This window comes from Clostridium guangxiense (assembly GCF_021043395.1).
Lineage (GTDB): Bacteria > Bacillota > Clostridia > Clostridiales > Clostridiaceae > Clostridium_S > Clostridium_S guangxiense.
Genome location: NZ_JAJNKE010000004.1, coordinates 40,211 through 61,602, shown reverse-complemented (window position 1 = coordinate 61,602; position 21,392 = coordinate 40,211). Strand labels below are relative to the sequence as shown.

21 protein-coding genes are annotated in these 21,392 nt (G+C 29.9%); all 21 read left to right on the top strand.

What is annotated here, in order from left to right; translation table 11 throughout:
- Positions 1-50 precede the first annotated feature (50 nt).
- Positions 51-2,300: an FtsK/SpoIIIE family DNA translocase gene (locus LQK79_RS04590; protein WP_053241902.1), complete on the top strand. Its 2,250-nt coding sequence runs from the start codon at positions 51-53 to the stop codon at positions 2,298-2,300.
- 119 nt (positions 2,301-2,419) lie between these two features.
- Positions 2,420-3,757 carry a 30S ribosomal protein S12 methylthiotransferase RimO gene (rimO, locus tag LQK79_RS04585; RefSeq protein WP_231015710.1) on the top strand — a complete coding sequence of 446 codons (1,338 nt, stop codon included), beginning with the start codon at positions 2,420-2,422 and terminating at the stop codon, positions 3,755-3,757.
- A complete protein-coding gene (gene pgsA, locus LQK79_RS04580; protein ID WP_053241903.1) occupies positions 3,741-4,352 on the top strand; it encodes a CDP-diacylglycerol--glycerol-3-phosphate 3-phosphatidyltransferase in 612 nt (203 codons plus the stop codon). Before rimO ends, pgsA begins: the two co-directional genes overlap by 17 nt.
- A 145-nt stretch (positions 4,353-4,497) precedes the next feature.
- Positions 4,498-5,556, top strand: coding sequence for a recombinase RecA (gene recA / locus LQK79_RS04575; protein ID WP_231015709.1), 1,059 nt, complete (start codon positions 4,498-4,500; stop codon positions 5,554-5,556).
- A gap of 302 nt (positions 5,557-5,858) precedes the next feature.
- A complete protein-coding gene (gene rny, locus LQK79_RS04570; protein ID WP_231015708.1) occupies positions 5,859-7,406 on the top strand; it encodes a ribonuclease Y in 1,548 nt (515 codons plus the stop codon).
- 167 nt (positions 7,407-7,573) lie between these two features.
- On the top strand, positions 7,574-7,834 hold the full coding sequence (locus LQK79_RS04565) for a stage V sporulation protein S (protein WP_053241904.1): 261 nt from the start codon (positions 7,574-7,576) through the stop codon (positions 7,832-7,834).
- Positions 7,835-7,923: 89 nt separating this feature from the next.
- Complete coding sequence (locus LQK79_RS04560) at positions 7,924-8,796, top strand: decaprenyl-phosphate phosphoribosyltransferase (protein ID WP_231015707.1); 873 nt, start codon at positions 7,924-7,926, stop codon at positions 8,794-8,796.
- 134 nt (positions 8,797-8,930) lie between these two features.
- Positions 8,931-10,130 carry a pyridoxal phosphate-dependent aminotransferase gene (locus LQK79_RS04555; RefSeq protein ID WP_231015706.1) on the top strand — a complete coding sequence of 400 codons (1,200 nt, stop codon included), beginning with the start codon at positions 8,931-8,933 and terminating at the stop codon, positions 10,128-10,130.
- 18 nt (positions 10,131-10,148) lie between these two features.
- Positions 10,149-10,607, top strand: a complete 459-nt coding sequence (locus LQK79_RS04550; protein WP_053241905.1) for a PTS sugar transporter subunit IIA — start codon at positions 10,149-10,151, stop codon at positions 10,605-10,607.
- Between the two features lie 95 nt (positions 10,608-10,702).
- Positions 10,703-10,963: an HPr family phosphocarrier protein gene (locus LQK79_RS04545; protein ID WP_053243529.1), complete on the top strand. Its 261-nt coding sequence runs from the start codon at positions 10,703-10,705 to the stop codon at positions 10,961-10,963.
- Between the two features lie 158 nt (positions 10,964-11,121).
- Positions 11,122-12,552: an adenylosuccinate lyase gene (gene purB / locus LQK79_RS04540; protein ID WP_231015705.1), complete on the top strand. Its 1,431-nt coding sequence runs from the start codon at positions 11,122-11,124 to the stop codon at positions 12,550-12,552.
- A 104-nt stretch (positions 12,553-12,656) separates the two neighbouring features.
- Positions 12,657-13,511, top strand: coding sequence for a L,D-transpeptidase family protein (locus tag LQK79_RS04535; protein WP_053243527.1), 855 nt, complete (start codon positions 12,657-12,659; stop codon positions 13,509-13,511).
- A 36-nt stretch (positions 13,512-13,547) separates the two neighbouring features.
- Positions 13,548-15,242 (top strand): M3 family oligoendopeptidase, encoded by a 1,695-nt coding sequence (locus LQK79_RS04530; protein ID WP_231015782.1) that lies wholly within the window; start codon positions 13,548-13,550, stop codon positions 15,240-15,242.
- 155 nt (positions 15,243-15,397) lie between these two features.
- Entirely contained in the window at positions 15,398-15,697 is a 300-nt protein-coding gene (locus tag LQK79_RS04525) for an ATP-dependent Clp protease adaptor ClpS (RefSeq protein WP_231015704.1), read from the top strand.
- A gap of 2 nt (positions 15,698-15,699) precedes the next feature.
- The gene (gene clpA / locus LQK79_RS04520) at positions 15,700-17,952 is read left to right on the top strand and encodes an ATP-dependent Clp protease ATP-binding subunit ClpA (RefSeq protein WP_053242113.1); all 2,253 of its coding nucleotides are present in this window, start codon (positions 15,700-15,702) and stop codon (positions 17,950-17,952) included.
- A gap of 46 nt (positions 17,953-17,998) precedes the next feature.
- The gene (locus LQK79_RS20825; protein WP_157055732.1) at positions 17,999-18,133 is read left to right on the top strand and encodes a CPC_1213 family protein; all 135 of its coding nucleotides are present in this window, start codon (positions 17,999-18,001) and stop codon (positions 18,131-18,133) included.
- Positions 18,134-18,226: 93 nt separating this feature from the next.
- The gene (locus tag LQK79_RS04515) at positions 18,227-18,856 is read left to right on the top strand and encodes an ABC transporter ATP-binding protein (RefSeq protein ID WP_231015703.1); all 630 of its coding nucleotides are present in this window, start codon (positions 18,227-18,229) and stop codon (positions 18,854-18,856) included.
- 1 nt (position 18,857) lies between these two features.
- On the top strand, positions 18,858-19,628 hold the full coding sequence (locus LQK79_RS04510) for an ABC transporter permease (protein WP_053242112.1): 771 nt from the start codon (positions 18,858-18,860) through the stop codon (positions 19,626-19,628).
- 19 nt (positions 19,629-19,647) lie between these two features.
- The gene (locus LQK79_RS04505) at positions 19,648-20,376 is read left to right on the top strand and encodes a DUF554 domain-containing protein (protein ID WP_231015702.1); all 729 of its coding nucleotides are present in this window, start codon (positions 19,648-19,650) and stop codon (positions 20,374-20,376) included.
- Between the two features lie 112 nt (positions 20,377-20,488).
- A complete protein-coding gene (locus tag LQK79_RS04500; RefSeq protein ID WP_231015701.1) occupies positions 20,489-20,662 on the top strand; it encodes a hypothetical protein in 174 nt (57 codons plus the stop codon).
- 344 nt (positions 20,663-21,006) lie between these two features.
- A complete protein-coding gene (locus LQK79_RS04495) occupies positions 21,007-21,381 on the top strand; it encodes a BlaI/MecI/CopY family transcriptional regulator (protein WP_053242108.1) in 375 nt (124 codons plus the stop codon).
- Positions 21,382-21,392: the final 11 nt, after the last annotated feature.

Sequence of the window (21,392 nt, the reverse complement as noted above, 5' to 3'; positions counted from 1 at the left end):
AAAGGATTATAATATTTTTTGTAGAAAATAAATCAGTGGGGGTGATACAGTTGTCTAGAAAGAGAAACAGAAAAAAATCATATGAAAAATCTTCTGAAACTACTTTAAATAGTGATATAGCAGGAATTGCAATTTTGGGATTTGGAGTATTTTCTTCACTCAGTATGTTTTTTACAAGCTTTACAGGAATAATAGGAATTGGAATGAGAAAACTTCTTTTTACGATAATTGGACTTGGAGCATATGTGCTTCCTATATTTTTAATATTTATTGGAATATGTTACATAATAAAAAGGGGAAAAATTAATTTTAGTAAAAGATTTTATGGAATTATTTTAATGTTTATAAACACATTGATGATTATACAAATGAATGTTTTAGATCAATATTTTATAAATAATAGTATTTCAGAAGGAATAAAAAGGATATACATAAGCGATGATATAATACATGGTGGAGTAGTATCGTATTTAATTGATATACCCATTTATAAGTTATTTGGTAATGGATGTGTTGTAATATTTATATCATTGTATTTAGTTGCATTTCTTTTAATTTCTCAAAAATCCTTAGGGGATATAATAGCAAAAAGAATTCATAAAAGAACTAAAACAGCTCCTGTAATTAAAGAAGAAAATAGCTTTGATGATAATAAAATTGAGGAAAATAGTAATTATGAAAAACCATTAACCCAAAAGATATCTGATAAAATTAAGATAGTAGATTTTCTTAAAAATGATGGTAATTTAACTGATGGAAAAAGTGGACAACATAATGATGATATTAAAATAAATGATTCTTTAAGCAAATCTGATAATGAAAACATAAGCAAGGAGTTAGAAAGTGAAATAGAGCAAAATTCAAATTCAGAATTAGAAATTGATTATGAATGCCCACCTTTAAGCTTGCTTAATCAAAATGAAATGGTTAAACTAAATAAAAGTGATAAAAAAGAACTGTTGTCAAGCGCAGAAAAACTTACAGATACTTTGAATAGTTTTGGTGTGGATGCAAAAGTCATACAAGTATCAAGAGGACCTTCGGTAACAAGGTATGAACTCCAACCAAGCGCTGGAGTAAAGGTAAGTAAAATAGTTAATTTAGCTGATGATATAGCACTTAACTTGGCTTCAGCAGGAGTTAGAATTGAAGCTCCGATACCTGGAAAGGCTGCTATAGGAATAGAAGTTCCTAATAAAGAACTCACATCTGTCTTTTTAAGTGAAGTAATTGAATCAGATGCATTTTTGAATGCTAAGTCTAATTTGGCATTTGCACTTGGTAAGGATATTGGTGGAAATTGCGTAGTTACAGATTTAACTAAAATGCCACATCTTCTTATAGCTGGTGCAACTGGTTCCGGAAAAAGTGTGTGCATAAATACTTTAATAATTAGTTTATTGTATAAATATCCTCCAGCTGATGTTAAACTTTTAATGATAGATCCAAAGGTTGTAGAGTTAAATATATATAATGGCATTCCTCATCTTTTGATACCAGTTGTTACAAATCCAAAGAAAGCAGCAGGGGCTTTAAATTGGGCTGTTAATGAAATGACAAGAAGATATAAGATGTTTGCAGATAATAACGTTAGAAACGTAGAAGGATATAACGAACTTTGCCGTAAAACTGGAGAAAGCAAAATGCCATGGATTGTTATAATAATTGATGAATTAGCAGATCTTATGATGGTTTGCCCTAATGATGTTGAAGATTACATAGGGAGACTTGCGCAAATGGCAAGAGCTGCTGGAATGCATCTTGTAATTGCTACTCAAAGACCATCTGTAGATGTAATTACTGGAGTTATAAAGGCAAATATACCTTCAAGAATATCTTTTGCAGTTTCAAGTCAAATTGACTCGCGTACTATACTTGATGTAGGTGGTGCAGAAAAACTTCTTGGAAAGGGAGATATGCTTTTTAATCCAGTAGGAGAATCAAAGCCACTTAGAATACAAGGAGCGTTCATATCCGAAGAAGAAGTTGAAAGAATTGTTGGGTTTATTAAAAACCAGGTAGGAAAATCTGAGTATAAAGAAGAGATAATGGAGGAAATAAATAATACTGTAGAAAATTCTAATTCTAATGATGATGAGCTTTTAAATGAAGCCTTGAAAGTAGTGCTTGAGAATAATCAGGCATCAACATCACTTATCCAAAGAAAATTGAGAATTGGATATAACAGAGCTGCGAGGATAATAGAGCAAATGGAAGAGAAAGGATATATATCTCAAAGGGATGGAAGTAAGCCAAGAAATATACTTATAACTAAAGAAGAAATTGAAGCCGCACAGTAAATTGTAGTTAATATGTATTAACAATTCTTGAATAAGACAAAATTTACTTGTTTAATTTCTTTTAAAGTAATAAAATATAACATGTATTTGTTTAAATAGATGCACTGGGAGGAAGCATAATGGGTAAATTGAAATTTGGAGTGGTTAGTTTAGGATGTGATAAAAATAGAGTAGATAGTGAAATAATACTCGGAAATGCAAAAGACAATTATGAGATTGTAAATGATCCAAAAGAAGCAGATATAATTCTTGTAAATACCTGTGGTTTTATTGAATCATCAAAGCAGGAATCTATAAATACTATACTAGAAATGAGTACATATAAGAAAAATTATAAATGTAAGATGCTTATAGCAACTGGATGCCTTACTCAAAGATATGGTAAAGAATTAATGGAACTTATGCCTGAAATTGATGGTATATTAGGTGTAAATAGTTATAATAAATTAGATGAAATAATAACAGATTTTTTTAAGAACGGTGAAAAGGAAATATATTGCAATTATAGTGATGTAAATATTAATGAAGGTAAGAGAATTATAACAACATCTACTTATTCAGCATATCTTAGAATTGCAGAAGGTTGTAACAATTTTTGTTCATACTGTATAATACCTAAAATAAGAGGAAAATATAGAAGCAGAAGGATTGAGGACATTATTGAAGAGGCTGAAAATTTAGTGCAAAATGGGACAAAGGAATTAATACTTATAGCTCAAGATACCTCAAGATATGGAGTTGACCTATATGGGAAAAAGCTAATCCATGAATTAATAAATAAAATATCTTTAATTAATGGTGTAGAGTGGATTAGAATTATGTATTGTTACCCGGAAGAAATTACTGATGAGCTTATAGATGAAATAGCTTCTAATCCTAAGGTATGTAAATATATTGATATGCCAATTCAACATATAAGTGATGATATATTAAAAAAGATGTGTAGAAAGACAAGAAAAGAAGAAATTATTGAAAAGATTACACTTATAAAGAAAAAAGTCAATGGAATTGCATTAAGAACATCTTTAATAGTTGGTTTTCCGGGAGAAACTGAGGAGAATTTTAATGAACTCTGTAAATTTGTAAGTAAAACTGGATTTGATAAGCTTGGAGTTTTTAAATATTCTAGAGAAGAAGGAACTAAGGCGGCTGAAATGCCAATGCAAATCAATGAGGAAATAAAGGAAAAAAGACAAGAAGATATAATGCTAATTCAACAAGGTATATCCAAAAAAATAAATTTGCAAAAGATAGGAAAAATATATAAGGTTTTAGTTGAGGGGTTTAATGGGGAATATTGGTATGGAAGAAATTACGAAATGGCTCCAGATATTGATGGGCAAGTATTTTTTAAGTGCGATAAAGTGATAAGAGATGGAGAATTTGTTGATGTAAAAATTACTGGAAGTTTAGAATATGATTTAATAGGAGTTGTATGTTATGAATCTTGCAAATAAGTTAACTTTACTTAGAATCTTTTTAGTTCCTGTATTTTTGGTTTTTATAGTACCTAAAGGAATTCCGTTTGGTAAAACTATAGCTACTGTTATATTTATTTTAGCTGCAATTACTGATAAACTTGATGGCTATATAGCTAGAAGCAGAAATCAAATAACAAGATTTGGAAAAATAATGGATCCGCTTGCAGATAAATTACTTGTTTCTGCAGCACTTATAACTTTAGTTGAATTTCATGTTATACATGCATTTGTAGCAATAGTAATAATCGCAAGAGAATTTGCTGTAACTGGACTTAGAAGTGTAGCAGCAGCTGAGGGAATGGTAATAGCAGCTAATTGGTGGGGAAAAATTAAAACTGTATGCCAAATTGTAGCTGTTATTTTTGCACTTTTATACATAAATATAAGAAAAAATATGATGTTTGCACACATTGTAGATAATTTAAATATACTTGGTATACATAATAAAGACATAGTTAAATTTTTTTACTATGGAACTAAAATAACTATGTTTATAGCTGTTATAGCCACAATAGTATCAGGAATCGAAATTTTTGTTAAAAATAAAGAAGTTTTTATGAATGATAAATAAATTGTTTAAAATTCAAAAAAATGTAAAAAATAATTATAGATGGATTATTAAAAATTATTGACCTTAAGTTCATTTTATTATATAATATTATGTGTAAGAACAAATGTTCGATATAGAGAGGTTGGTGAGCCCTTAGGGGAGTAATATGGATAATGATAAATTAAAAGCTATAGATACGGCTATGAGTCAAATAGAAAAGCAGTTTGGAAAAGGTTCAATAATGAAATTAGGAGAACATAGTACCCTTAACGTTGATTCAATATCAACTGGATGCTTATCCTTAGATATTGCCCTTGGAATAGGAGGCGTTCCTAGAGGAAGGGTCGTTGAAATATTTGGACCTGAGTCTTCAGGTAAAACTACAGTAGCACTACATATTGTAGCTGAAGCTCAAAAAAAAGGTGGCGCAGCTGCGTTTATTGATGCTGAACATGCTCTTGATCCTCAATATGCAAAGAGGTTAGGGGTTGATATAGAAAATTTAATTGTATCTCAACCTGATACAGGTGAACAGGCACTTGAAATAGCTGAAGCATTAGTAAGGTCTGGTGCTATTGATGTAATTGTAATAGATTCTGTTGCGGCACTTGTTCCAAAAGCAGAAATAGAAGGAGAAATGGGAGATTCACATGTGGGACTTCAAGCAAGACTTATGTCTCAAGCACTTAGAAAACTTGCAGGTTCCATAGATAAAACAAAGTGTGTTGCTATTTTTATTAACCAACTTAGAGAAAAAGTTGGAGTAATGTTTGGAAATCCGGAAACTACTCCTGGAGGTAGAGCACTTAAATTTTACGCTTCTGTAAGACTTGATATAAGAAGAATAGACTCAATAAAGCAAGGGGAAAGTATAGTAGGTAACAGAGCAAGGATAAAGGTAGTTAAAAATAAGGTGGCTCCGCCATTTAAGCAAGCTGAGTTTGATATAATGTATAATGAAGGTATATCAAATGAGGGAAATGTAGTAGATGTTGGTGTGAAAGAGGATATAATTCAAAAAAGTGGAGCTTGGTTCTCTTATGGAGAATTGAGATTAGGTCAAGGAAGAGAAAATGCAAAGCAATTTTTTAAGGAAAATCCTGATATAAGATTAGAAATTGAAAATAAAATAAGAGAAAAATATGAATTGCCTTTATATGGGCAAAGCAAAGAAAAACTTTCTGATAAGAAAGAAACGGCTGCTACTGAAGATGAAAAGAAATAGCTTTATATAAAATTATTATAGAAAATAGAGCCTACTTACAAATTAAAATTTAAGTGGTTCTATTTTTTTAGTGGAATTTTGTTAAAAGTACCATAATAGATTTATAATTTTTATTCAATATTAAAATGAAAGTAAATATCTTTAACTTGACATAATAGTTAATTTAATATACAATAAATTATATACAAATACTGGTTTAGCATATTCAAATGATTGCCAATTGAATAAATATGACACCTTTTCATAGCTTTCATGTACTTCAAATAATGTGACAAAATAAGCAAAGGAGGTGTTTTGAGGCAATGAATAATAATTATATTTATAAATTTTTAATTGCCATTGTTATAATACTTGTATTAGTGGCAATAGAACTATATTTTAGAAAGAAGTATGCCTGGGCAAAACTTTCAAAGGCAGAGGAAGAAGCTAAAAGAATAAAAGAGGATGCTTTAAAAGAAGCTGAATCTTCTAAGAAAGAAGCAATTCTGGAAGCAAAAGAGGAAGTTCATAAACTCAGAGCAGATCTTGACAAGGAAACAAGAGAAAGAAGAAATGAAATTCAAAGATTAGAAAGAAGAAATATTCAAAGAGAAGAAAGTTTAGACAAAAAAAGTGAAGTGTTAGAAAAGAAAGAAGATGTTCTCAATCAGCGTGAATCCTCAATTAAAGAGAAGGAAAGCAGTATTGAAGAATTATATGTAACTCAAAGAAAAGAGCTTGAAAAGCTTTCAGGATTTACTTCTGAAGAAGCTAAGCAAATGCTTTTAGAAGAAACAAGAAAAGAAATAAAGCATGAAACCGCAGTTATGATTAAAGATATTGAGCAAAAAGCAAAAGAAGAGGCTGATAAAAAAGCAAGAGAAATTATTACTTATGCTATACAAAGATGTGCAGCAGATCATGTAGCTGAGTCTACTGTTTATGTTGTAGCGCTTCCTAATGATGAAATGAAAGGTAGAATAATAGGTAGAGAAGGCAGAAATATAAGAGCTCTCGAAACTTTAACTGGAGTTGATTTGATAATTGATGATACTCCTGAGGCAGTTATTTTATCTGGGTTTGATCCTATAAGAAGAGAAGTAGCCAAAATAGCCCTTGAAAAATTAATATTAGATGGAAGAATTCATCCAGCTAGAATTGAAGAAATGGTTGAAAAAGCCAAAAAAGAAGTTGAAAATAATATTAAGGAAGAGGGAGAGCAAGCTACATTTGAAACAGGAGTTCATGGTCTACATAGTGAACTGATTAGACTTTTAGGAAGATTAAAATATAGGACCAGTTATGGTCAAAACGTTTTAAAGCATTCTATAGAAGTTTCTTATTTAGCAGGTTTTATGGCATCTGAATTGGGAATAGACCCTACATTTGCTAAAAGAGCTGGATTGCTTCATGATATAGGTAAAGCTGTAGATCATGAAGTTGAAGGACCACATGCATTAATTGGTGCAGAAGTTGCAAAAAAATATCATGAATCTTCTTTGATTGTAAATGCTATAGCAGCTCATCATGGTGATGTTGAACCTCAAGCACTAGAGGCAATTTTGGTTCAGGCTGCAGATGCTATATCAGCAGCAAGACCAGGTGCAAGAAGAGAAACACTGGAAGCATATATAAAGCGATTAGAAAAATTAGAAGAAATAGCTAATTCTTATGAAGGCGTAGAAAAGTCATATGCCATTCAGGCTGGAAGAGAAATCAGAATTATGGTTAAACCAGATGTAGTAGACGATGCGGGTTCAGTAGAAATGGCAAGGAATATTGTTAAAAATATAGAAGATCAATTAGAATATCCTGGTCAAATTAAAATAAATGTAATAAGAGAAACCCGAGCAGTTGATTATGCAAAATAAAAAATGTATGTTAGAAAATAAATTCCTTTCAAAAATATTTGAAGGGAATTTTTATATTCCAAATAATTTTTTTTTTGGTTTTAGAAGGAATTATTTAAAATATGTAGAATTATATACCTATGTTATTAAATAATTATTTACAATTTTATCAACGTAGGAGGGTTATTATGGAAGTATTAAAAGTTTCAGCAAAATCAAGTCCAAATTCAGTAGCAGGTGCTTTAGCAGGAGTTTTAAGAGAAAGGGGAGCTGCCGAAATTCAGGCAATAGGTGCTGGAGCAATTAATCAGGCAGTAAAAGCTATAGCCATAGCAAGGGGATTTGTAGCACCAAGCGGTATAGATTTAGTTTGTATTCCAGCTTTTACAGATATTGAAATAGATGGTGAAGAAAGAACTGCAATAAAATTAATAGTTCAGCCAAGATAGTAAAGATTTTTACAGAGAGACTTTAAATTTATTTGAAGTCTCTTTTATTTATTACCAAAGTATGATAAATTATTGTATGGAGGAATGTTATGAAAAAATTAAATCTTAAAGCTTTATTACTACTTATGAGACCAAAGCAGTGGACTAAGAATCTATTTGTATTCGGTGCTATTATATTTTCAGGAAATTTTTTGAACGCAAGACTAGTTTTAATGAATTTATTTGTATTTGCAATGTTTTGCTTAACCTCTTCTAGTGTGTATGTGTTTAATGACATAGTAGATGCAGACAAGGATAGAAAACATCCTATAAAAAAATACAGACCAATAGCTAGTGGAAAGGTGTCAAAAGGTCAAGGTATAATCTTAGATGTAATACTACTTATTTTTATAATTACTTTTACGAGTATAGTTAATATAAAGATATTAATTTTATTAATGATGTATGTAGTTATGAATATATTTTATTCTTTTATTTTAAAAAACGTAGTTATTATAGATGTGATGATAATAACAGCTGGATTTGTTATGAGACTTGCAAGTGGTGGTATAGCAACAAGTGTTGAATTGTCTCCATGGATAATACTATGTACTATATTGCTTGCTCTATTTATTGCCTTAAATAAAAGAAAAAGTGAAATTATATCGATGAAGGAAAATCGTACTAAGACACGAAAAATTTTAGAAGAATATTCAGTAGAATTAATTGATAAAATGCTCACAATTGTCACTCCATCAATTTTAATGGCTTATTGTTTGTATACTTTTAGTTCTATACAAAATAGGAGTATGATGATAACTATCCCTTTTGTATTGTATGGTATATTTAGATATGAATATTTAATGGAAAAGGCAAATATCGGTGGTAAACCAGAGGATATCTTTACTAAAGATATGCCATTTTTAGTTAACATTGTTTGCTGGTTTTTGGTAGTAATAATAGTAATCTATTTTAAATTATAATTACAGTGGATTTACAGCAGCTATAATTGATTATATATTGAAATAGTATGAAACTGTAATATTTTAGATCAATAGATTATAACTTAGTAACTAGTTAAAGGGTTATATTTCTATAAGTTTGGAGGAAATACAAAATGGTTTTATCGAAAAAGGCGGAAGCTATAGCACCATCTATAACTTTGGCAATAACAGCAAAGGCTAAGGAATTAAAAGAGCAGGGTGTAAATGTAATTGGTTTTGGAGCAGGTGAACCTGACTTTAATACACCTCAAAACATTATTAATGCAGCTGTTTCAGCCATGAATGAGGGGTATACAAAATATACAGCTTCTTCTGGAATAAAAGAGCTTAAAGAAGCAATAAAAAGTAAGTTTAAGAGAGACAATAATTTAAATTACGAGATATCACAAATTATTGTTTCCACAGGTGCAAAGCAGTGCTTAGCAAATGTATTTACAGCAATACTTAATCCACTTGATGAGGTTATAATTGCATCACCATATTGGGTTACATATCCTGAACTTGTAAAATTAAATGATGGAGTTTCTGTAATTATAGAAACTAACGAAGAAAATAATTTTAAATTTACTGTTGAAGACATTAAAAAGGTATATACTAATAAAACAAAAGCAATAATTATAAACAGTCCTAACAATCCAACTGGAGCTGTTTATACTAAAGAAGAGCTCACTAAAATTGCTGAATTTGCTAAAGAAAAAGATTTAATTATCATATCAGATGAAATATATGAAAAACTCATTTATGATGGTGAAAAGCATGTAAGCATTGCAAGTCTTAGTGAAGATGCTTTTAAAAGAACAGTTGTTATAAATGGAATGTCTAAATCTTATGCTATGACTGGATGGAGAGTAGGATATGCTGCTTCAGGAAATGAAAAAATAATAAAGCTTATGTCGAATATTCAAAGCCATACAACTGCAAATGTTAATTCTATATCACAATATGCCAGTGTAGAAGCTTTAAATGGCAGCCAAGATGCTTTAAAGCATATGGTGGGTGAATTTAAGAAGAGAAGAGAATACATGGTTAATAAGATAGAAAGTATTAAAGGAATACACTGTGGAAGTAATCCTAAAGGTGCTTTTTATGTGATGATAAATATAAGTGAACTTTTTGGAAAGAAAATAAATGGTTTAGTAGTAAATAGTTCTTTTGACTTTTGCAGCAAGCTTTTAGAGGAAAATAATGTAGCAGCTATTCCTGGTGCAGGCTTTGGAAAGGATAGTTATATAAGACTTTCATATGCAACTTCTATGGATAACATAATTGAAGGTTTAGATAGAATAGAAGATTTTATAAATAAATTAAATTAATAATTCAGGGGTGATATTATGAGCAAGACAATAAAAATGGTTCTTCCTATTAACGGTAAAGTTCTTCCTTTGTCAGATGTAAATGATTATTTGTTTAATAAAAAGATAATGGGTGAAGGGGCAGCTATAGAGCCGTCTGATGGCAATGTTGTTTCACCAATTGATGGTAAGATTGTTTTAATATATAAAACAAATCACGCCATTGCAGTAGAAAATGAAGATGGGATAAAAGTACTTATCCATATTGGACTTGATAGTGCAAAATTAGAGGGAAAAGGCTTTGCATTGTATGTAAAAGTTGGAGATAGTGTAAAGGCAGGAGATAAAATATTAAGCTTTGATAGAGAGCTTTTAGAAAAGAATGCATCAATAACTACTCCTGTTGTAATAACAAATTCTGAGCGAGTAAAAAGCTACGATGTTGATTATTTTGTCAAAGAAGCAGGAAAAGAATTTGTTCAATTTTGTATTGACTAGTAGGAATTTGTGAAAATTTTATTGAATATGTTATCATATTATGTTATACTGTACTAAGCTAAATTAACAATTAATTATATAGAGGTGGTTATTAAATGGTAACAAAAAGTGTTATTGTAAAAAGTGCAACTGGTTTACATGCTAGGCCAGCGACTTTACTTGTAAAAAAGGCTTCTAGCTTTAAATCAGATGTTAATATGGAATTCAATGGTAAAAAAGCAAATGCTAAAAGTTTAATTGGTGTTTTATCTTTAGGAGTAACTAAGGATAGTACAATTAAAATAATTGTTTCTGGTGATGATGAAGCATTAGCAGCAGAAGAAATCGTTAAATTAATAGAATCATTAGATGAATAGTTTAAAATAAAAAAACAATGAAAATTTTAATTTTCATTGTTTTTTATTTTAAAAGATACATATAAAAAACACGAATAAAATATATTAAATTGTTAATGAATATATGATATACTATAAACGAATATTATAATTATAAAGATTACGTACGGAGGTATATTATGAGAAATGCTTACGAAACACCACTTAATAGGAGATATGCTTCAGCTGATATGAGTTATCTATTTTCTGATGAGATGAAGTTTAAAACCTGGAGAAAACTTTGGGTAGCACTTGCAGAGAGTGAAATGGAACTTGGACTCAATATAACACAAGATCAGGTTGATGAACTTAAAAAGCATATTGATGATATAAATTACGAAGCAGCTGAAGAAAGAGAAAAAATAGTAAGACATGATGTTATGAGCCATGTATATGCTTATGGTGTTCAATGTCCATCAGCAAAGGGAATAATTCATCTTGGAGCTACATCATGTTATGTTGGAGATAACACAGATATAATAATAATGAAGGAAGCATTATTAATAATCAAAAGGAAGCTAATTAATGTAATAAGTCATTTAAGTCAATTTGCACTTAAATATAAAGCGTTACCAACGCTTGGCTTTACACATCTTCAACCAGCACAATTGACTACTGTTGGAAAGAGATGCACACTTTGGATACAGGATTTAATGATAGATCTTGAGAATTTGGATTTTGTAATTGAAAATTTAAAATTAAGAGGCGTTAAGGGAACAACAGGAACTCAAGCTAGTTTTATGGAACTTTTTAATGGAGATGAAAGTAAAGTTAAGGAGTTAGAGAAAAGAGTAGTAAGCAAAATGGGATTCAAGAAAGCATACAATGTTACAGGTCAAACTTATCCAAGAAAAGTGGATTCCATAGTTTTAAATACACTATCTGAAATTGCCCAAAGCGCATATAAATTTAGCAATGATCTTAGAATACTTCAAAATATGAAGGAAATGGAAGAACCTTTTGAAAAGAATCAAATAGGATCTTCTGCTATGGCATATAAAAGAAATCCTATGAGATCAGAAAGAATAAGTGCACTTTCTAGATACGTTATTGTAGATGCTTTAAATCCAGCTATAACGTCATCTACACAATGGTTTGAAAGAACCCTTGATGATTCTGCTAATAAAAGGCTTTCAGTTGCAGAGGGGTTTTTGGCCTTAGATGGCGTATTAAACCTTTATATAAATGTATCAAGTAATATGGTAGTGTATGAAAAAGTTATAGCTTCTCATGTTAAAAATGAACTTCCTTTTATGGCTACAGAAAATATAATGATGGAAGCCGTTAAAAGAGGAGGAGATAGACAGGAATTACATGAAGTAATAAGGGAGTACTCTATGGAAACTGCTAAAAGAATAAAGCAGGAAGGATTATCGAATGATTTGATAGATAAAATTAAGAAGAATCCTATGTTTAAGTTAACTGAGGAGGAAATTGATGAGATTATAGATCCTAAAAAATTTACAGGGAGATCATCAGGTCAGGTAGAAGATTATATAAATGAATGTGTAAAACCTGTTCTCGAAAACAATAAAGAATGTTTAAATGTCTCCGTAAGTATAAGTGTATAAATGTAAAATTTTAGAAAATGTATTTACACGACATTTATAAAAGTATATAATAAGTTCATGGAATATGAACTTATTATATTATATAGGGATGAAGGGTTTTAACAATGAAGAAAAGAAATATTTTTTTTGTGTTAATTTTATTAGTTGTTTTATCTTTTTGTGGATGTTCAGCAAATACAAAAAGTAATCTAAAAAATAATGTCAAATCTGAAAATTTAGCATCAAAAAAACAAAAAGCCAAAAATGAAGTGAAAAAACTAGAAGAGAAAAAACCGGAGGTATATAAGGTTGGTTCTAAAGGGGAAAAAGTAAAGTATATTCAGGATAAACTCATTAGTTATGGATATCCAGTTTCAGATGATGGTAAATTTGGGGTCCAAACTGATTGGGCTGTAAGGGATTTTCAATATAGACACAATGTAACTATGGATGGATCCGTTTCTGATAATACAATGAAATTACTAAAAGAAACACCTACATCAGATAAAATGTGCAATTCTAATCTTGGACCAGCTTCAAATCAAGAAGTGCAAGCCTATAAATCAGCAGCTGAGGGAGTTGCAAATTCAAACGATTTAAGCAGTTATACAAAATATTTAATAATAGCTTCTCTTAAAGAACAACGTGTGTATATTTTCAATGGAAGTAATCACGGTTGGAGTCTTATAAATACTTTTCCATGCACCTCTGGAGCAGCAGAAACACCTACAGTAACAGGGCATTTTTTTGTACAAGGTAAAGGTCCGGCATTCAAAACAGCGAATAATGTTATATGTAAATACTACACCCAAATACAAGGAAATTATTTATTTCATAGTATACTTTATGATATAAATGGTAATGTTGTAGATGGAACTTTAGGAGCATCTTTATCACATGGATGTGTACGACTGGCATTAGAAAATGCAAAGTATATATATGATAATATGCCTATGGGAACTGCAATATGGATATATTAAGACATAATTAAAAGTATGAAGAAAGAGGATATGAAAATGAAATTTAAAGAATTCGAATACAAAAGACCATGTATTGCTGATATAAGGAGTGAATTTAACGATTTTTTTAAGAAATTTAGAGCAGCAGATAGTTTTAAAAAACAAGATGAAATAATAAGACAAATTAATAAATTAAGAAATGAAATTGAGTCTATGATGACTATTGCAAGCATAAGACATACAATTGATACAAATGATTCTTTTTATGAAGAAGAACAAAATTTTTGGGATAAAAATATGCCAATATATGAAGGAATAATATCAAATTATTATAAATGTCTTATAAATTCAAAGTTTAGAGATGAACTTGAAAAAAAATGGGGTAGACAATTATTTACTATAGCTGAATATCAAATATCAACAATTTCTGATGAAGTAATAGATGACCTTAAAGAGGAAAATGAATTATCAAGCAAATATACAAAACTTTTAGCATCAGCTAAAATAATGTATGAGGGAGAAGAGAGAAATCTTTCACAGATGATTCCATTTACTTTATCAAAGGATAGGAAGATTAGAAAAGAAGCAAGTGAGAAAAAATATAAGTTTTTTGTAGATAATAGCAAAGAATTTGATGATATATATGACAAACTTGTAAAGGTAAGAACTAGAATAGCTAAAAAGCTTGGATTTAATAATTTTGTAGAACTTGCATACAAGAGAATGTTAAGATCAGATTATAATTCTGAAATGGTTAAGAATTTTAGGGAACAAGTTAAAAAGGTAATAGTTCCAGTATCACAAAAAATCATTGAGAAGCAGAGAAAAAGACTTGGACTTGATAAAATAAAATATTACGATCTTAAGTTTTATTTTAAATCAGGAAATGCTAAACCACATGGAGATGCAGAATGGATGGTAAAAGATGCACAAAAAATGTATGGTGAGCTTTCAAATGAGACTAAAGAGTTTTTTAATTTTATGATTGAAAATGAACTTATGGATCTTGTAAGTAAAAAAGGAAAAGGCAGTGGCGGATATTGTACTTATATAAGTAAATACAGATCACCATTTATATTTTCTAACTTTAATGGCACATCAGGAGATGTTAATGTACTTACTCATGAAGCGGGGCATGCATTCCAGGTATTTTCAAGTAGGGATTTAAATATACCTGAATATAGTTTTCCAACTTATGAAGCTGCGGAAATACATTCTATGAGTATGGAGTTTTTTACATGGCCATGGATGAAGTTGTTCTTTGAGGAAGAGGAAGAAAAGTATAGATTTTTCCATATAAGCGATGCACTTTTATTTATACCATACGGCGTTGCAGTTGATGAATTTCAGCATGTTGTATATGAAAATCCAGATATGACGCCGGATGATAGAAAAAAGGCTTGGAGAGAAATCGAAAAAAAATATCTTCCTTATGTAGATTATGAAGATAATGATTTTCTAGAAAATGGTGGGTATTGGCAGCAGCAAAGGCATATATATGAAAGCCCATTTTATTATATTGATTATACTCTCGCTCAACTTTGTGCATTTCAATTTTGGAAAAAGTCTCTTGATAATAGAGATGAGGCTTGGAAAGACTATGCATCATTATGCAAATTAGGTGGAAGTAAGTCTTTCTTAGAATTAGTTAAAAGTGCAAAGCTTATTTCTCCATTTGAAGCTGGAAGCATAAAAAGTATAGTTGATCCTGTAGAAAAATGGATTGATGGTATAGATGACTCTAAGTTTTGAATAATGAAAACTTCAAGCAAGCTGCTGTTTAAAGTGAAACAGTAGCTTGTTTTTTTACATTAGTATAATAAAATGCCACTTCATACATATATTTTAATATAAATTAATGATATAATAATTTATATTAAAATATTTAGTAATATGGAGCTGTTCTTATGTCAGGTGAAACAAAATTACAAGAAAAAACAATTGATGAAATAAAAAAGCCTAGGATGTATAAAGTAATAATATATAATGATGATTATACTACTATGGATTTCGTAGTAGAAGTTTTGGTAAGCATATTTTCAAAAAATGTTCCTGAGGCAGTTAAAATAATGTTTAGTGTACATAAAAAAGGAAGCGGAGTTGCAGGAATATATTCCTATGACATAGCGGCTACTAAGATTAAACAAACTCAGAATATGGCAAGTAAAAATGGATATCCGCTGAAGCTGACTATGAAGGGGGCGTAGTTATGAGATTTGATGATACTTTAGATGAAATTATTACAGCAGCATATAGTGAGGCAAAATATGATATGCACAAATATTTTACTCCTGAGCATATACTTTATGCCTCTCTATTTTATGATGATGGCATAAAAATAATAAAAAATTCTGGAGGTTCTGTAGAGGAATTAAAAAAGGAGCTTGAGGATTATTTTTCAGCTAATATTGAAAAACTAGATAAAGGGGAACCAATACAAACAGAAGGAGTTCAAAATATAATTAATTCTGCAGCAAAACATGTTTTCTCAAGTGGAAATGAAAGTATTACTATTGGAGATATATATGTAGCAATTTATGATGATGAAAATTCTTTTGGAGGATATTATTTAAAAAGACAAGGCATTACTAGAATAAGCCTTCTTAATTATATAACTCATGGAATTTCCATTGTTAATGATAAAATTAACAATTCATATGAATATAGTGATAATGATGAGGAATATTATGCATATGATTACTATGAGGAAACTGATAAACCTATTTCAAGTAATTTTATTGATAATATAACTGAAAAAGCAGCTAAAGGACTTATTGACCCTGTTATAGGAAGAGAGGATGTTATTAAAAGAACTCTTCAAGTTTTGTGTAGAAGAAGAAAAAACAATCCTATACATGTTGGAGAGCCCGGTGTTGGAAAAACATCCATTACAGAAGGTATAGCTGAATTGATTGTAAAAGGTCAAGTGCCAAATGTATTAAAAGGGAGTAAAATATATGCTCTTGATATGGCAAGTATGGTTGCAGGTACAAAATATAGAGGAGATTTTGAAGAAAGAATAAAAAAAATATTAAGCGATATCGAAAAACAAGATAAGCCAATAGTATATATAGATGAGATACATACTATAATAGGAGCTGGTGCAGTTTCAGGTGGCTCAATAGACGCATCTAATATATTAAAACCATATCTTGTTGGAGGTAAAATTAAATTTATAGGCTCTACAACCTATGATGAGTATAAAAAGATATTTGAAAAGGATAGAGCCTTATCAAGAAGATTTCAAAAGATTGACGTTAAGGAACCAACCGTAGAGGAGACTTATGATATTTTAAAAGGAGTAAGAGAAAGATACGAGGAGTACCACAATGTAAGATATACTGATAGTGCGTTACAGGCGGCAGCAAAGTTTTCAGCTAAATATATAAACGATAGATTTTTACCTGATAAAGCAATTGATGTAATTGATGAATGTGGTGCGCTTTCTCAGATGGGCAGAAAAGATGAAAATGTTATAAGTATAGATGTAAAAGACATAGAAAATGTAATTTCCTCTATCTCCGGTGTACCTGTAACAGAGGTATCAGAAAATGAAATTGAAAAGCTAAAATCTTTAGAAGGTACTTTAAAACAAAATATTTTTGGTCAGGACAGTGCTATAGAGGCCGTAGTTAAGGCTGTAAAACGATCTAGAGCGGGTCTTAATGATGAGGCTAAAACTATAGCTAATTTGCTATTTGTAGGTCCTACAGGTGTTGGAAAGACAGAAATAGCTAGAAAGATATCAGAAGTACTTAATATAAAATTAATAAGATTTGACATGAGTGAGTATCAAGAAAAGCATACTGTAGCAAGACTAATAGGTTCTCCTCCGGGATATGTTGGATATGAGGAGGGTGGACTTTTAACAGATGCTATAAGAAAAAATCCATATTGTGTATTGCTTCTTGATGAAATAGAAAAGGCTCACCAAGACATTTTAAATGTTCTTCTTCAGATAATGGATTATGCAACCTTGACTGATACTTCTGGAAAAAAGGCTGACTTTAGAAATGTAATACTTATTATGACTTCAAACAAGGGTGCAGTAGGGGTTGGCAAAAATATAATAGGTTTTGGACATAGAACTGTGGGTGGAGAATATATAGATAAAGAAGTAAACAGGTATTTCTCACCTGAATTTAGAAATAGATTAGATGATATAATAGTTTTTAATGAAATGAATTTACAAATGGCAGAATTGATAGTAAAAAAAGAATTTAAATATTTAAGGGATAAACTTAATTCTAAAAATATAGAAATCGAAATAACTAATAAGTGCATTGAATGGATAGCTGATAAAGCGCTTAATTCAAAATACGGTGCACGTGAAATAATTAGAATTATAAAAAAGGATATAAAATCATATTTTGTAGATGAAGTTTTGTTTGGAAAACTTTCTGATGGCGGGAAAGCAATAGTCGATGTCATTGATGATAAAATTCATATAGTAGAGGAATAAAAAGTCATATGAGAGGGAAACATACTAATAGAGAGGTGTGTTTTTAATGAACAACAAAATGAATAAGACGCAGAATGATAAAAAAGAAGATGGAACATTTAAAAAGAAAAATATAAAACACGATCCAAATGCCGAAAGTGCAAGAGCTAAATTTGATTCAAAAGGTAGAAGTGAATACTGATAAAAATTACTACAGTAAAGTATAAATGCTGTAGTAATTTTTTATTTTAATGATAAAATAAAATATAGAGTATAAACAAAGGATGTGAATGTAATGGATGAAATATTATTTAAAGCGAATAATATTGTTTATAAAGAAAATTTGACTTATGACAATGTAAAAATTAAAAGAGGTAAAGTTAATTTTATTGTAGGGGAGAGTGGAAGCGGCAAAAGTACTTTTTTAAAGCTATTAAATCATACTATAAGCCCAGTATTAGGTGAAATATTATATAAAGAAAAAAAAGTAGAGGAATATGATCCTATTTCTTTAAGACGTGAAGTGAGCTTGGTTTCTCAAGATCCTTTTCTTTTTGATGAGAGTATTCTAGATAATTTTAAAACCTTTTATTCTTTGAGACAAGCACCTATGCCAGAAGAAGATTATATAAAATATATTACTGAACTTTGTTTTGCAAATGTTCCTTTGAAGCAGAATGCATCCACGCTTTCTGGTGGAGAACGTCAAAGGGTTTACATATCAATTTTTTTATCTTTATGCCCCAAAGTAATATTGTTAGATGAACCAACTTCAGCATTAGACGAAAAAAATAGTTATAGAGTAATGAGAAATATAATAAATTTTTGCAAAGAAAAAAATATTGATATAGTAATTGTAAGTCATGACAAGGGTATTGTAGAAGAATTTTGTGAAAATAAAATTGAAATAGTAAAGAGGCGATAATATGCATGGAATAGTTAAACTTAGTATTTTTAGATTTTCACTTATATATTTATTATTACTTATTGTTTTATTAATAATGAAAAAATCAAAGGTTAATAAGACGAAGCTTCTTATAGTTGCAAGCTTAAGGATGTCAGTTCAACTTGTAATTGTAGGATATATACTTCAATACATATTTGGCAATCCCAATCCTTTATTTACGATAGCTTTTTTAATTGTTATTATAGCATTTTCTATCAATAGAGTAATTAAAAGTAGAAAAGATTTAAACCGTAAATTTAAAGTTGCAATAGGAATTTCTTTAACATTCCCTGGACTTTTTGTATTGTTTTTCTTTGTAGGTGTAGTGGTTAACAAATCCATATTTAATCCACAATACACTATATCTTTAGCCGGTATGATAATTGGAAATGCCATGACAGGAGTAAACATTGCAATAAAAACTTTTATGGAATCTATTGAAAGAGAAAAAAATAAAATTAATACACTGCTCAACATAGGTATAGAACCTAAGGATATTTTAAAGCCTTTTGCTAATAGCGCTTTGGAAACAGCATTAATTCCTACCCTTAATTCAATGCTTGGAATGGGAATTATATTTTTACCAGGAATGATGACAGGACAAATGTTATCTGGTACGCTTCCTACAACAGCAATTATGTATCAAATAGCTATTATGATTGCGATTTGCACTTCCGTTTGTATAACAGTATTTTTATCTTTAAATTTAGGATATAAATCTTTATATAATAGTAGAAAACAGTTTTTATAAGTAAAAAGGAGGCTATTTTGTGAGGGGATTAGGTACTATTATAAATACAACAGCTGTAATCATTGGAAGTGCTATTGGTATGTTTCTTAAAAATGGAATGAAACAGAAAATGCAGGATATTTTAATGCAGGCATGTGGTGTCGCTACAATATTTATTGGCATTGCTGGAGCACTTCAAGGAATGATTACTATAAATAATGGCAGAATAGAAACAAAGGGAACCATGCTTTTAATTTTTTCACTTGTAATAGGGGGATTTATCGGACAAGCATTGGATATTGAGAAGTGGCTGGATACTTTGGGTGAAAAAATTAAAACTGTAGCAAGAATAAAAGAAGACAACCAGTTTGTTGAAGGTTTTGTTAATGCATCGCTTATTATCTGTATTGGAGCCATGGCTATAGTTGGTTCAATACAAGATGGTCTTAAAGGAGATTACTCAATGTTAGCCGCTAAATCTATTTTGGATTTTGTTATAGTTATAATTCTTGCTTCTACTCATGGATTTGGGGTTATGTTTTCTGCAATTCCAGTTTTCGTTTATCAGGGAGGCATTACATTCATTACCATTCTTGCAGGATCACTTTTAGGAAAGGTACTTATTGAAAACTTGTCTTTTGTAGGTTCAGCATTGATTTTTTGTGTTGGTGTAAATATTTCTTTCGGCAAAAAGTTCAGAGTAGGGAATATGCTGCCGGCTCTTTTAGTTCCTGTGGCTTATGAGGTGATTTTAAGTTTTATTAGGTGATACATATTATGTATTTTTTTGTTAGGCTTTGTAACTGAAGTCACTTTAGGAGATATCAAGGATTGTTACTGAAGAGCAAGCTAAAAAGCTAAATAATTCAGCTAATGTTTTTTTGCTTGAACAATCTAAGAAATTACAAGGGCCGTATAATAATAATATAACTAAATTAGTTACTAAAGAATTTGCTTCAACTGCAGAAATAGGGAACACACTTACTGATTCTAATACAAATAAAATTGTACAAAAAGCTTTGGAAGAGTGTAATATTATAATTCAGAAGAATTAGTAAGAGAAGGCGTAAAAATCAATGAATCTAATCCAAATTTATCTAACATGGATTGATATAACACAATTATCAAGGGAAGATATTGAAAATTATAAAAGTATAAAAAAGTGGATTGACTTTCCATATAGTTAACTTTTTTAATAGTTTTTAAATAAGTGGTAAATTATATGGTGTAAGAAAAAATAAATGATCATTCGAAAACTTGAATGGTCGTTATTTTTTAGTTATTCTTTTTGAATAGATTGGGATTAATTTGTTTATTTTTCCTTTTAACTATTGACAAAAATGTCCTACAAGTGTAATCTGTAAACGTGGATTACATTTGTAGGTAAGGAGGGGTATATTTGAAAAATTCACCTAAAATATCAGATGCCGAATGGCGTATTATGCAAGTTTTATGGAATCAGCATCCTGCTACTTTTTCAGAAATTATAGAAGGGCTTAATGAAAATTGTGATTGGAGTCCTAAGACAGTTCATACGCTTATAAGCAGATTAGTAAAAAAAGGGGCTATTGATGTAATAAAAGAAAAGAAAAACTATCAATATTTACCAGCTGTTACAGAGGATGAAATGATGAATTTAGAGACAGAATCATTTATAAATAAAATATATCAAGGATCTGTTAATTTATTTGTCTCAAACTTTTTAAAAAAACAGAAATTAAGCAAAGACGAAATATCAGAATTAAAAAAAATATTAGATGAAAATATGAAGTAAAGGAAATGATA

Coding starts and splice junctions, on each gene's coding strand:
- rimO (WP_231015710.1), top strand. CDS start 2,420: ATGGGTAAATTGAAATTTGGAGTGGTTAGTTTAGGATGTGATAAAAAT.
- pgsA (WP_053241903.1), top strand. CDS start 3,741: ATGAATCTTGCAAATAAGTTAACTTTACTTAGAATCTTTTTAGTTCCT.
- recA (WP_231015709.1), top strand. CDS start 4,498: ATGGATAATGATAAATTAAAAGCTATAGATACGGCTATGAGTCAAATA.
- rny (WP_231015708.1), top strand. CDS start 5,859: ATGAATAATAATTATATTTATAAATTTTTAATTGCCATTGTTATAATA.
- LQK79_RS04565 (WP_053241904.1), top strand. CDS start 7,574: ATGGAAGTATTAAAAGTTTCAGCAAAATCAAGTCCAAATTCAGTAGCA.
- LQK79_RS04560 (WP_231015707.1), top strand. CDS start 7,924: ATGAAAAAATTAAATCTTAAAGCTTTATTACTACTTATGAGACCAAAG.
- LQK79_RS04555 (WP_231015706.1), top strand. CDS start 8,931: ATGGTTTTATCGAAAAAGGCGGAAGCTATAGCACCATCTATAACTTTG.
- LQK79_RS04550 (WP_053241905.1), top strand. CDS start 10,149: ATGAGCAAGACAATAAAAATGGTTCTTCCTATTAACGGTAAAGTTCTT.
- LQK79_RS04545 (WP_053243529.1), top strand. CDS start 10,703: ATGGTAACAAAAAGTGTTATTGTAAAAAGTGCAACTGGTTTACATGCT.
- purB (WP_231015705.1), top strand. CDS start 11,122: ATGAGAAATGCTTACGAAACACCACTTAATAGGAGATATGCTTCAGCT.
- LQK79_RS04535 (WP_053243527.1), top strand. CDS start 12,657: ATGAAGAAAAGAAATATTTTTTTTGTGTTAATTTTATTAGTTGTTTTA.
- LQK79_RS04530 (WP_231015782.1), top strand. CDS start 13,548: ATGAAATTTAAAGAATTCGAATACAAAAGACCATGTATTGCTGATATA.
- LQK79_RS04525 (WP_231015704.1), top strand. CDS start 15,398: ATGTCAGGTGAAACAAAATTACAAGAAAAAACAATTGATGAAATAAAA.
- clpA (WP_053242113.1), top strand. CDS start 15,700: ATGAGATTTGATGATACTTTAGATGAAATTATTACAGCAGCATATAGT.
- LQK79_RS20825 (WP_157055732.1), top strand. CDS start 17,999: ATGAACAACAAAATGAATAAGACGCAGAATGATAAAAAAGAAGATGGA.
- LQK79_RS04515 (WP_231015703.1), top strand. CDS start 18,227: ATGGATGAAATATTATTTAAAGCGAATAATATTGTTTATAAAGAAAAT.
- LQK79_RS04510 (WP_053242112.1), top strand. CDS start 18,858: ATGCATGGAATAGTTAAACTTAGTATTTTTAGATTTTCACTTATATAT.